The sequence below is a fragment of the Vibrio sp. Vb0349 genome, from assembly GCF_033338975.1.
On record NZ_JAWOTS010000002.1, the window covers coordinates 44,220 to 57,219 of the forward strand.

The 13,000-nt window shown below is 44.3% G+C and carries 9 protein-coding genes; 6 read left to right on the forward strand and 3 right to left on the reverse strand.

What is annotated here, in order from left to right:
* The first annotated feature begins 395 nt into the window (after nucleotides 1-395).
* The 4 genes from R7Q47_RS03510 to R7Q47_RS03525 all read left to right on the forward strand — a co-directional run bounded on the left by R7Q47_RS03510 (nucleotide 396) and on the right by R7Q47_RS03525 (nucleotide 7,446).
* Nucleotides 396-2,033: a methyl-accepting chemotaxis protein gene (locus R7Q47_RS03510; RefSeq protein WP_154204708.1), complete on the forward strand. Its 1,638-nt coding sequence runs from the start codon at nucleotides 396-398 to the stop codon at nucleotides 2,031-2,033.
* Nucleotides 2,034-2,499: 466 nt separating this feature from the next.
* The gene (locus R7Q47_RS03515; protein ID WP_053349487.1) at nucleotides 2,500-3,639 is read left to right on the forward strand and encodes an efflux RND transporter periplasmic adaptor subunit; all 1,140 of its coding nucleotides are present in this window, start codon (nucleotides 2,500-2,502) and stop codon (nucleotides 3,637-3,639) included.
* A 2-nt stretch (nucleotides 3,640-3,641) separates the two neighbouring features.
* Nucleotides 3,642-6,803 (forward strand): efflux RND transporter permease subunit, encoded by a 3,162-nt coding sequence (locus R7Q47_RS03520; RefSeq protein WP_054576391.1) that lies wholly within the window; start codon nucleotides 3,642-3,644, stop codon nucleotides 6,801-6,803.
* A 187-nt stretch (nucleotides 6,804-6,990) separates the two neighbouring features.
* Complete coding sequence (locus R7Q47_RS03525) at nucleotides 6,991-7,446, forward strand: MarR family winged helix-turn-helix transcriptional regulator (protein ID WP_017635039.1); 456 nt, start codon at nucleotides 6,991-6,993, stop codon at nucleotides 7,444-7,446.
* Between the two features lie 44 nt (nucleotides 7,447-7,490).
* On the opposite strand, the gene R7Q47_RS03530 is transcribed toward R7Q47_RS03525, so the two are convergent.
* Nucleotides 7,491-8,447: an AEC family transporter gene (locus tag R7Q47_RS03530; protein WP_025766898.1), complete on the reverse strand. Its 957-nt coding sequence runs from the start codon at nucleotides 8,445-8,447 to the stop codon at nucleotides 7,491-7,493.
* A gap of 601 nt (nucleotides 8,448-9,048) precedes the next feature.
* Between R7Q47_RS03530 and trpS the strand changes: the two genes are divergently transcribed.
* Entirely contained in the window at nucleotides 9,049-10,071 is a 1,023-nt protein-coding gene (gene trpS / locus R7Q47_RS03535; RefSeq protein ID WP_025766897.1) for a tryptophan--tRNA ligase, read from the forward strand.
* Between the two features lie 84 nt (nucleotides 10,072-10,155).
* Here the strand turns inward: trpS and R7Q47_RS03540 are convergent, their stop codons facing one another.
* Together R7Q47_RS03540 and R7Q47_RS03545 are read right to left on the reverse strand one after the other, a co-directional pair.
* Nucleotides 10,156-11,112 carry an ATP-dependent dsDNA exonuclease gene (locus R7Q47_RS03540; RefSeq protein ID WP_154204707.1) on the reverse strand — a complete coding sequence of 319 codons (957 nt, stop codon included), beginning with the start codon at nucleotides 11,110-11,112 and terminating at the stop codon, nucleotides 10,156-10,158.
* Nucleotides 11,109-12,437 carry a sphingomyelin phosphodiesterase gene (locus R7Q47_RS03545; protein ID WP_154204706.1) on the reverse strand — a complete coding sequence of 443 codons (1,329 nt, stop codon included), beginning with the start codon at nucleotides 12,435-12,437 and terminating at the stop codon, nucleotides 11,109-11,111. Before R7Q47_RS03545 ends, R7Q47_RS03540 begins: the two co-directional genes overlap by 4 nt.
* Before the next feature lie 292 nt (nucleotides 12,438-12,729).
* On the opposite strand from R7Q47_RS03545, the gene R7Q47_RS03550 reads away from it, so the two are divergent.
* Complete coding sequence (locus R7Q47_RS03550) at nucleotides 12,730-12,996, forward strand: hypothetical protein (RefSeq protein WP_017634954.1); 267 nt, start codon at nucleotides 12,730-12,732, stop codon at nucleotides 12,994-12,996.
* Nucleotides 12,997-13,000: the final 4 nt, after the last annotated feature.

Below are 13,000 nucleotides of genomic sequence, written 5' to 3' on the forward strand. Positions count from 1 at the left end.
GAGTACCCTTAAATACGTCAGATAAACAATGGTTTTTTTGAGCTTTAGAAGAAATGTTCGGACCTTTGCATATTCCGCGGTGGTGCTCAATCCAAGAACTGTGTTTTGTATGTGTTCTCAGTAAATCATTGAGTCGATCTATTCTTCAAAATGTGGTCCCTTTTAATTCACTTTCTGTTACATATTTTTCGTTTTGAAAGAGCATTTTAATTTGCATCTTTTGAAAAGATCTCTTTGTTAAATTTTGTATAAAATCAACTAATTGTTGAAATTAGAACCCTTGTCAAAAAGTCATTAGATTTCATGTTGAATAGCCTCTTTTACCTAATAGTATACTCTATTTGTTTGATATAATTTCCGGCAGTTTGTATACCATAAATAAAGAGAGTCTATTCATGTTCCAGAACTTAACGATCAAGCAGAAGATAGTGATCCCGCTGTCATTGATTATTGGATTGTTTATTGTGAGCTCTGTATTAAACGTTATGACAAGTTGGAAGCAATCTGAATTGAGTGAGACACTCAACGAAGAGATCGTGCCGAACTTATTAACGATTGAGGATGCTTATCGCGATCTTTACCAAGCAACATCTGCAATCCAAGGTGTTGCACTTTCTGATACTCAAAACGATATTGATCATCACATCGGTGAATACAAAGACAACGCCTACAAAGCACTGCCACGTATGGAACAAATGATTGAGCTATCACAAGCCGGTGTGACGCCTTCTACACATGGTAATGAAGTTCGAACGCTTGTCTCTTTGGGTGAAAAGTGGTTAGCAAGTTATGAGGCGATGCTACGTTTACCTCAATCTCAATGGCGTGGTTACTACAATGAGCACAAACATACCTTTGAAGACCAATTTATCGAGGTTAGAGCGCAGCTTAACGTTGTAAAAGATGCAATAGAAGAAAAGCAAAGCCAATTGAAGGACGAAATATCAGCGGCTGCAACAAGAGCAGAACTCATTCTTGAGGCTGGCATTGTGATTGTTATTTTTGCCGCTATCGCGATGGCTTTTTTGTTGTTACAAACGGTTGTGAAGCCTATCAATGATATTAAAAATGCGATGACAGAAATTGCGTCCGGTGAAGGTGATCTAAGTCAGCGAATCGATGTAAAAACACAAGACGAAATTGGCAATTTAGCAGACGCATTTAACCAGTTTGTGTCCAAAATTCAAGTGACAGTCGCTCAGGTAATTGAAAGCTCAAATACCTTACGTAACGAAATGGCAAATCTTAGCTCGTTGACCACGACCATCGCGAACTCGACCGTTTCTCAGCAAAAAGATAGCGAGGCGGTAGCGGCGGCAGTGCATGAAATGCAAGTCACCAGCAGAAATGTAAGCGATAGCGCTAACGAAGCTGCGGTTGCGAGCCAAACAGCTAATGATGAACTTACCAATACCAATGTTATTTTGGATCAAACGGTTAGCTCAATTCGTAGCCTCGCAAGTGAAATCGAAAGCGCAAGCCACGTCATTAACACATTGGATCATGATGTGAGTAACATTGCGTCCGTACTGGATGTAATTCGTGGTATTGCCGAGCAAACAAACTTATTAGCGCTTAACGCAGCCATTGAAGCGGCTCGCGCTGGAGAGCAAGGGCGAGGCTTTGCTGTGGTAGCGGACGAGGTTCGTTCTTTAGCCAGTCGTACGCAGCAGAGTACGGGAGAAATCCAAACCATGATTGAAAAGCTACAATCTGGTGCAGGACAAGCTGTAGAAGTGATGCGCGGTAGCCAAAATAGCAGTGATGAAACGATCAAGTCCGCTGGCCGAGCGAGTGAATCCCTTTCTGAAATCTTGAACGCGATTTCACGTATGAACGAGATGAATACACACATTGCAACGGCTGCGAGCCAGCAAAGTACAGTAAGTGACGAAGTAAATAGCAACGTACAAGGCATTGCAGACAGTAGCACTTCAATTGTGGAAATCGTAAACCAAGCGCAAGCTTCTTTAGCCATGTTGTCAGAGCAAACTCAACGTTTAGATCATCAGGTCAGTCAGTTCAAAGTATAAGCTTGAGAACAGCAATCTCACTGACGAAATAACCCGCTTCTTAGCGGGTTATTTTTTAGATAAGTGGCGAACCTGACTTGTGAAATTTCGACTACATTTACATTCCTTTCTCACTTTAGTTCGTATATCAGAGTGGGCAAATAACCCTAGACAGTGGTAACAAACTCTGTACAGCATGATGATGCTTTTATCATCACTTTTGCTGCTTTTTAACCATTGCAATTGCACACAGGAAAATGTGATTTCCAACCCAAAATCTTCAAATTTGAGAACTTCATAACACCTTTACCATAAACGTTTTTCGTAAGCGTATAGAACTGTAAATTTTGTTGTATGTACAACACTGGGTATTTATCATCCTAATTAATTTGTTCTGGATATACATCCTTTAGTCATTATTAAGTCATTCTAGAAGCTTTTAATAAGGAATCTTGAAGGCTTGTCGGTAGATAAGAGAGAAAAATTCATGAGACGTAAAACCACGCTATCTCTGCTGATTGCGTCGAGCCTTTTTGTGGTTGGATGTCAACCTAGCGAAGAAGGATCGAGCCAAGGTGGTGGTCCTGCGCCCGCAACCGAAGTAGAAGTGTTAACAGTGCAGCCAACGCGCCAAGCATTGACAGTAGAGCTGCCGGGTCGTAGCCGAGCATTCAAAGAAGCAGAAGTTCGTCCGCAAGTTACTGGCATTATTTCGGAACGAAATTTTGTTGAAGGTGGATTTGTTGAACAAGGACAGTCGCTATATCAAATTGATGATTCGTCATTTCAGGCTGATTTGCTGAGCGCTGAAGCGGAATTAATCCGTGCGCAAGCTGCGGCAGAGTCGACCTATGCCACGGTGAAGCGTTACAGAACCTTGATCACCAAAAAATCCATCAGCCAACAAGACTTGGATGAAGCAGAAGCGGCATACAAAGAAGCGAAAGCGCAGGTCCTAGTCGCAAAAGCCAAGATCAACACAGCAAAAATCAACTTAGATTATACGCAAGTCAAAGCTCCGATTAGCGGGGTGATCGGTAAATCGAGTGTGACAGCGGGTGCGTTGGTTACGGCTAACCAAGCTGCCAAATTAGCGACCATTCAGCAGCTTGACCCTATCAATGTTGATATTGTGCAATCATCCGCGCAACTGCTGCGTTTGAAAGCATCACTCTCCCAAGGCCATATGCAAGAAGATGACTCTGCGCAAGTTACATTGATGCTTGAAGATGGCAGCACTTACGAACACAAAGGCACAATGAAATTTACTGAGGTCAATGTGAACGAAAGTACGGGCAGCGTGACGCTTCGTGCCGAATTCCCAAACCCTGACGGTTTGTTGCTACCTGGAATGTTTGTTCGTGCGACGGTCATTACTGGTGTCGACCCTGATGCGATTCTAATACCACAAAATACGGTATCTCGTGATGCGACAGGTAAAGCGACAGTGATGACGGTTAATGGCGAGAACAAAGTGGAAGCGAAACCAGTGAAGACTGCCGAAGCGATCAATAGCCAATGGCGCATTATTGATGGTTTGAACGCGGGTGATAAAGTCATTACCGCCGGTTTACAAAAGGTAGGGCCAGGCAGTTCGGTAACTATCCAAAACGGTGAACAGGAGTAATTATGGCACGATTTTTTATCGATCGTCCGGTATTTGCTTGGGTTCTCGCGATTCTAACGATGTTGGCGGGGGTAATGTCATTATTCAATTTACCCGTCTCGCAATACCCAACGATTTCTCCGACGACGATCACCATCAGTGCTCGCTATCCAGGTGCATCAGCAAAAACCGTTGAAGACTCGGTAACGCAAGTTATCGAGCAAAACATGACGGGATTAGATTACCTTCGCTACCTATCATCGAGCAGTGATGCATTTGGTAATGCGACAATTACCCTGACGTTTGATAGCGAAGCTGATCCTGATATCGCGCAAGTACAGGTGCAGAACAAACTGCAATTGGCATTGACTTCATTGCCGATGGAGGTACAAAACCAAGGTATTGTCGTAAATAAATCCAATACGGCATTTCTCATGGTTGTCGCAGTTTATTCTGAAGATCCAGACTTTACAGAAAACGATATCGGCGACTTTGTTGTAACGAATATTCAAGACCCGATAAGTCGTGTAACTGGTGTCGGACAAGTGCAGGCGTTTGGTGCGCAGTATGCGATGCGAGTTTGGCTGGATCCATTTAAGCTTACGCAATTCAACTTGACCGCAATCGATGTAGCGAACGCGATCAGTGAACAGAACGCGCAAGTTTCTTCAGGTCAACTTGGTGCAGCACCTGCGCAGGAAGGCCAGTTGTTGAATGCAACGATTTCGTCTGCAAGTCGTTTGAGCAGTGTGGAAGAGTTCCAAGACATCATTCTTAAGTCTGACGCCAGTGGTTCTAATGTTTATTTGAAAGATGTTGCTCGTGTTGAACGTGGTGCAGAAAGTTATGATATTCGAGGCCAATATAATGGCTTCCCAGCGTCGGGGTTAGGTATTTCATTAGGTACTGGCGCAAACGCGCTTGAGACAGCCAATGCGGTAAAAGAGCGCTTAGACCAACTGAGTGCTACGTTCCCAGAAGGGTTGCAGATTGCTTACCCATTTGAAACGACGCCATTCGTCAAAGCCTCGATTCAAGAAGTGGTTAAAACGCTATTAGAAGCCATTCTTCTTGTGTTCTTAATCATGTATCTGTTCTTGCAGAACTTCCGTGCGACGATCATTCCAACGATCGCAGTGCCTGTCGTACTGCTCGGCACCTTCGCTATTTTGTACGCGACTGGATTTAGCGTAAACACGTTAACCATGTTCGCGATGGTTCTGGCTATCGGTTTGTTGGTGGACGATGCCATCGTTGTGGTGGAAAACGTCGAGCGTGTGATGCATGAGGATGGGTTAGAGCCCAAAGAAGCGACCAAAAAATCGATGGGACAGATCACTGGTGCCCTGATTGGTGTCGGTTTGACGCTTTCAGCGGTATTCGTCCCTATGGCGTTTATGTCTGGTTCTACCGGGGTTATTTACCGTCAGTTTTCAATAACTATTGTGGCGGCTATGACGCTTTCCGTTTTGGTTGCGATAATTCTGACTCCAGCATTGTGTGCTACGTTGCTGAAAAAAGGCGATGCTGAGCTTCTAGAGAAGAAAGGCTTCTTTGGCTGGTTTAACCGCAAGTTTGATGCGATGACAGCAGGCTATGAAACCGGCGTTGCCAAACTTCTAAAACGCACAGGTCGCATGTTGGTTGTATTTTTGGCAATGAGTGCAGGTGCTGGCTGGTTATTTATGAACCTTCCAACGTCATTTTTGCCAGATGAAGACCAAGGCACAGTATTCTCAATGGCTATTTTGCCGCCTAACTCAACACAAGAACAGACGGAAAAAACACTTGAGAAAATGCGTGACTTTTACCTAGTAGACGAAAAAGACAATGTAAAGTCAGTCTTCTCCGTTGCTGGATTTAGTTTCGCAGGCCAAGGCCAAAACATGGGGATGGCATTTATCGGTCTGAAAGATTGGTCTGAGCGTGAAGCGCCTGGCGCCGATGCCGCTTCCATTACTGGTCGAGCGATGGGGTACTTCTCTACCATTAAAGAAGCTTTGGTGTTTGCGTTCGCCCCTCCAGCGATTCAAGAGCTAGGTAACTCGACAGGTTTCGATTTCTATCTCCAAGACTCGTTGAATAAAGGGCACGATGCATTAGTTGCGGCTCAAGGGCAACTTCTGGGCATGGCAGCACAAAACCCGAAACTTGTCGGTGTTCGTCCAAACGGTCAGGCAGATGCGCCAATGTACAAAGTTAACATTGACCACGTCAAACTTCGTGCTTTGGATGTCAGTATCAATGACGTAAACCAAATCCTGTCAGCTGCATGGGGCGGGGCTTACATTAACGATTATATTGATCGCGGTCGTGTGAAGAAAGTGATGGTGCAAAGTGATGCGGAATACCGCATGCAGCCAAAAGACTTCGATTCATGGTACGTACGCAACGCTAAAGGAGAGATGGTGCCTTTCTCTGCTTTTGCGAGTGGCGAGTGGACCTATGGCTCTCCTCTTTTGCAGCGCTTTGATGGTTTGCCAGCAATGAATATTCAAGGCGGTGCAGCTCCTGGTGTAAGTACTGGTGAAGCCATGGAAGAAATTGAAGCAATGGTAGAAAAGCTACCAGAAGGTTTCACGGTGAACTGGAATGGTATTTCGTATGAAGAGCGCCTTTCCGGAAACCAAGCGCCGATGCTATATGCGCTATCTATCCTCGTCGTATTCTTAGTTCTCGCCGCTTTGTATGAAAGTTGGTCAGTACCTTTCGCCGTGGTGTTAGTTGTGCCTCTTGGTGTGCTTGGTGCTGTGCTCGCGGTAATGACGCGAAGTATGGACAACGATGTGTTCTTCCAGGTGAGCTTATTAACGACGGTCGGCTTGGCAACCAAAAACGCCATTCTGATTGTTGAGTTTGCAAAGGACTACTATGAGAAAGGCGCTGGGCTTATCGAAGCAACCTTACATGCTGTTCGCGTTCGTCTGCGCCCAATTATCATGACATCGCTTGCTTTTGGTTTGGGTGTGGTACCACTTGCTATCAGTTCAGGTGTGGGATCGGCAGGTCAAAACGCAGTAGGTACCGGCGTACTTGGTGGCATGATCAGTGCCACGATATTGGGTATATTCTTCGTCCCAATCTTCTTTGTAGTGGTTGAGCGATTGTTTGATCGACGTGCGAGAAAAGAGTCGGAGGCAGAGTTGTCTGAGACCAGCACTAAACCCACTCAGCAAAGCGAGTAGGACTTGCTTGTTTTAACTGAGTTATACTAGTGATAATAAACACGATTAAAGGGCGCTTCGGCGCTCTTTATTTTATGTTTTCACTTGGTGGTTACCGTCTATGACGCGAGCCTGAAAGACGGCGTGTTGTGTGCAGTATCAGCACAGCCTTTTCGGCCGAATGAAAGCCTAAAGAAGAAAAACGACGATGAAAGATCAGAAAATTTCCCCAATTTCCGTTTTGGATCAAAGCCCTATGTTTGTCTGCGGTGTGATGCAGCGCATGTACCGCAATCGTGCCCAAGCCGAGCTGTCTCGGCAAAATTTGATGACACTAGAAATGGCAAGTGCACTGGCCGCTTTAGAAGAATTTCAACCTATGAGCCAGCAAGCGTTGGCTGATGCGGTTCGAACTGAGCGAAGTGTAGCAAAGCGGATGGTGGACAATCTGGAAAAGAGAGGGTTTGTTCAAGTTTCTAAAAGTAAATCGAATCAGCGCCTTAAAATGCTAAGCATGACAAAAGAGGGAGCAAATGCTTTAAAGCAAGTTCATCAAATCATGACGAATTTACAGAAAGAGTTTTTTTCTTGTTTGTCGGAATCTGAAGCGAGTGAATTTTTTCGTCTGGTAAGAAAGCTCACTTTTGCGAATCACGACCAGTAACTGACATCAATGCCGTTTAGCGTCTTTATTTTATCGCGGACCAATTATATTAAGCTGTAGAACTTAAGAAATAGGATGCCCAACGTACAGGTCACGGTAGAAAGCACCGTAGTGAGTGCGATGATATTTGCAGCTAACGTGGCATTGCCTCCCATGGAACGCGCCATGACATAGCTGGCAGCAGCGACTGGAGAGGCGTTCATAAAGAAAAGAATACCTAGCTCAATTCCTCGAAACCCTACTAAGTAAGCTCCCATGGTGATGATGACTGGCGCTACGATGAGCTTGTAACTGCTCGCAAACCAAGATGGACCTTTCTCTTTTCTCATCAAGCTAAAGTCAAGTGAGCCGCCCGTACACAACAGCGCCAAAGGCAATGTCATTTTGGACAAGTAGTCTCCTGCGTCAATAACCACATTCGGTACTGGAATAGCGAGTAAATAAAAAGCCATTCCTAGAACAATGGAGATTATGAGCGGATTCCTAGTCAGTGTTCGGCCCATCATCTTTGCTGCTTGCGAGGCAGACGTTGCCCCCTTGGGCGATAAGCAAATTACCGCTTGGACGTTATAAATAAATGTGGTGACCGCGACATAGAGCGCTGCTAGCGCCACACCTTGAGAACCATACGCATTGGCAACGTAAGCGATGCCAATAATACCTGTATTTGCTCGGAACCCACCTTGGATAAGAACGCCTTGGTCAGGCGATGCTTTGAACAGAAGTTTGACGGAAAGGTAGGTGAAAATGAAAAACGAAATACTAGCGATGACGCCGAAATTGACAAATCCACTTGCCGCGGAAAAGTCGTGTTCTGAAGCCACAATGCTGACAAATAACATTGCAGGCAAGGTAACTTGAAACACCAGTTTAGAGCCTACTTCGATAAAATTATCGTTGATTAGACCAAAGCGCTTAAAAAGAACGCCAAGTACCAACATCAAACAGATAGGTCCGGTTATCGACAAAGAGAATTGCAACTGATGTAAAACAGCTTCCATGTAAGTATCCGCAGCAAAAGAAAAAAGTGTTCCTGTTGCCTATTAAGCCACAAACCCGGAGGGTAGGATAGTAACGTGATGAAATTTTCTTCTGTTGTAGGTTCCGGAGTCATTTACACTCCAAGTTATGGACGAGGTCCCAATTTAACAAAGCGGTACTGGTCCTACGTGCGATATGTTGGTTAACTCGTTGTCGTGATGCATCCACATGCGTATTAGATGTGAGGGCTGGTCATCGTAGTTATGGATAGGAGTTCATCAATGAAAAGGAAACACAACAAAACTGTACTGTGTGCGTTTGTCTCTGGTTCGGTATTTGGTGCGGTTTTGGTCATTGCGATGTCTTTACCAATGTAATCCTCTTAATTGGCTGTTGGAACACTCACACTAATTCAGTACAAAACAGATTGAGTTCTGCGGTGTGTGCTGTTAGTTTAAAAAACATGAAAATACACGTTCGCCCTTCATTAACAACCTTCTCTTGGTGGCGCTCTAAATAGAGCGGCGCGGAATACTTACATTCTTAAGCTGCTGGATGGTAGCTAAGAGTGTTTGATCTTTTTATCTCCAGTAGCGATCTATTAAATACTTGGAGACAAATATGAATAGCCATAAAAATACATCTCAGCGTGAAATTATACTTACCGGAGATCGAGCAACAGGTCCATTACACCTCGGGCACTATATTGGTTCATTGCAACAACGAGTCAAATTGCAAACGGAGCACGAGCAAACGATCTTGGTTGCGGACATGCAAGGGCTGACGGATAACGCGCATAACCCATCAAAGGTATCCTCTAATATTCTCAATGTCGTTGCAGATTATTTGGCTGTTGGTATCAACCCCGCTCAAACTACGATCACGTTGCAGTCTCAAATTCCAGCGTTAGCCGAGTTGACAATGTATTACAGTAATCTTGTTTCTATCGCACGATTAGAGCGAAACCCCACGGTTAAAAATGAGATTCAAAGTAAAGGCTTTGAACGCTCTATTCCCGCAGGCTTTTTAACGTATCCAATTTCTCAAGCTGCTGATATTACGGGGTTTCATGCGACGCTAGTACCAGTGGGTGATGACCAGCTGCCGATGTTAGAGCAAACTAATGAAATCGTGAGAAAAATAAACCACCTGGGTGGGAAAGAGGTTCTTAGGGAATGCCGTCCATTACTTAGCGATGCACCTCGTTTGCCGAGTACTGACGGTAAAAATAAGATGTCTAAAAGCATGGGGAACGCAATCAACTTAGGCGCCTCCGAAAAGGAGATTTCCGCGGCAGTGAAATCTATGTATACCGATCCCAATCATCTGAAAATTGAGGACCCTGGCCAAGTCGAAGGGAATATTGTATTCATCTACCTCGATGCTTTTCATCCTGATAAAAATTATGTAGAACAGCTAAAAGACCATTATCGACGAGGTGGATTAGGTGATGGTTTGACCAAGAAAGTGTTAGAAGAATGCTTACAAGAGATGCTTCGCCCTATTCGAGAAAAGCGCGCTATGTATTTGAATGATAAAGCGCAGCTGATTGATATTTTAAAACAAGGTAGTGAGCGTTCTCGCGAGAAAACCGAAAAAGTGCTATTTGATGTGAAAGATGTATTTGGTTTAAATTTGTTCTGAATTAAAAGTAGAGAGTTGAACATAAGGCACGACGGCTGGTTAGCAACGTGCCTTTTTAAGTTCCCAGTCAGTCAAAGCGCATTATTAAGAAGAAAAAAATTCACGACGAAAATCCGCGACTTCTTGTTGGTAATAGCTTTGCCATTCCGGTTCTGACAAATGTGAATGGCTAGAGGCTCTTTGCGTTCTTAGTTTGGACTCAAGTTGCTGTAATGCTTGTTGATAATCTTTGACTCGTTTTTTTTGCTCTGTAATTTGCTGCCGACGAGCATGAATGTTTTTACTTTCTTCTTTCGTTAAGTAAGTTCGTTCTAGCTCTGCGATGAGCGCCAAGCGATCTGGTAGGCTTATACTATTAGGAATCAGGGTGACCGCACGCTCATATTTTTCCTGGTCGCTTGTTAGCCCGATAGCACCTGCATGTTCTTGCCAGTCAATGGTGAGTTGCTCGAAAGCTCGCAAAAAGTTATCTGGGCTTTGAGTGTCCAGCTTTTGGGCTTCTAAGTTGAAATCGTACAGCGCGAACTCATCCGCGAAAACAACATCAGCCAATTCTCCCCAGATGCGTCTTGCTTCGTTCTTCAGCTGTGCAATACGCGACGCCAGTGATTGCTGCTCATCAAATAACAAATTTCCTACACTCTCTTGCCATTGGCTGCTGAGCTGAGGGTAGTTCGCCAAAAGCTGGAATCGAGCTGAAGATAAATGCGCCTCAAACAAGGCGACCTGCTCTTCACAACTACGGTCCAACATACACTCTTGCCAAAACGTCTCAAGTTCAGCGACAAGTTTCCTGCCTTTGAGTTGAGTTAATCGCTCAGTCGTTATTTGAACTGTGGAAGGGAGCTTAGTTGTTTGTGGTGAAGTATCTGTATCGGGCACGATGCTGCTTGTTTGTGGTGAGGTACTGGAGACACTCTGATTTTTTGTCTTAGGGGAAGGAGAGGAAGCGAGCTCTTTTTTTTGAACATCGTGATTGAAAGTTAAAAATATCATGCCCGCCATAATGGCGGACATGATTATCAAAGCGATTTTCTTCATGGCTTGATTGTTGCGCTTACTGGGAAATGGTCAGAAAGGTTGTAGTGTTTCCATAAACTCTCTGCGGTTGTGCGGGGCACGTCTACACGGTTGTCATTGAATGATTTCACCCCGTACTCACTACTCACCATAACATAGTCAAGGTATTCCACGTTTTCGCCACCTGATAACGCTTCACCTGCGAAGTTATTGATACGGGGATCAAAGGTTGACTCCGTGTAACCAGAGTAGTGAGGCTCTATGGCACTTAAGTTAGCGATCATTTGTTGGTAGTCACCAGGGAACTTTCTTTTGTTTACGTTAAAGTCGCCGCTGTATACCACAGTTTCGCTTGAAGGAATGTTAAGAGATTGGGCGAGTGTGCGGATTTGTTTGAACTGGCGCTGACGATACTCACGGGCGGTGTCTGTATCGAAAGATGCGGTATGGGTAGCAAACACATGGTAAGCCTGACCACCTTTAATTATTTCCGCATAATTTACGCCTTTATCGGCAAAGCAGTCTGTACCAGAGCAATCGGGAAAGACATATTGCGCTTCATTCACGATAGGGTAGCGACTAACTATGATTACGCCACCATCATGAATATTAACGCCTTCTTTATCTAACATCTTTGTTTGGTAAGGATATTCCTTGGCTAACTCACGTAAGAATGCATCACGGCCGCTGGCAAACACCTCTTGCAGCGCCAAAACATCGTAACCTTTTACATGTTGAGGAATCAGTTCGTAACGATCTCCAATGTGCGATGCAATAGCCGTCAACGCCCAGATGTTATAAGTCATCAACTTAAGGTTTTGTTCTTCGTTGTCGACAGACTCCGCTACCTTGCTTGGCGTGATGGTGTAGTAAAGATCATCATATCGAGCGGTACTGTCTGACTTAAATGCCAGTTCGGTTTCTCTCGTACCAAAAGCGTTAGTGTTGGCACGATGAATGTTACGATCATCTTTGAGAGATAACTCGACATCGGCTGCGGATAAGCCGTATTCAATGGTCGAATTGTACCAATGGCCTTCCATTATTTGATTGAGTGTTATGCTTTCACCTTCGGGGCTAGAAACCACAGTTTCAAAACGGTAAGTTTGATTTGATTTCACGCCCTCCCAGCGGTTGAAGCTTAATACAGATTTAGTTTCCCACGGACCAAGTACCTGCACATGTTGTTGCCACTCTTCTCCGTATTGAAGCAAATCACTGCCTTCATGTTTTACTTGAATAGTTAACGGTTGATCAGAGTTATTCGTTAGGTAAACGTCGGTATCTGCAATGCAGGGTAACGCTATCAAGCTACTTAATAAAAGGCTCCACTGCGAAAATTTCATCTTATTTTTCCATCATTTGAACTAGAGCAATCATTCTTGTTTATAAATGTTACTTGCACGTTAAATATGGATGACATCTAAGCCAGCGCTGAAAATTGTTATCAGAATGTGATCTTTATTCAATGGTTAGGATGGGGGTATTGAGTGTGTGGCCGTTGAAGCGGTGGAAAAATAATACCAACAGTCAACGAATTGCATTCACTGCAATCAAGCTGTCATCTTTGCTCTATAAGTTGTGCGGCGTCATTCATCTAGCCATATGGCTAGAACTCAAATTGATAGATGGAGCACCATGGCTAGAGCAGTAAATCCAACCGATGAAACCATCATTAAATTGTTACAAGAGCAAGGTCTGATTAGAAGTGAAGCAGAAGCGCGTTTAAAGAAAGAGGTGTACCGCTTGCAGCCTAATGAGATAGCAAAAGTAAAAAATTATGCCCAGCATTTTGGGATAAACGCGAAAGAAAAGCTCATCGATGAGATCTTGGATCTGCGCCGAGAAGCGCTCATGAAAAGATGTAGACACAATACGGAGCATGCGAGCCTATCTCTAAAATAGCTTG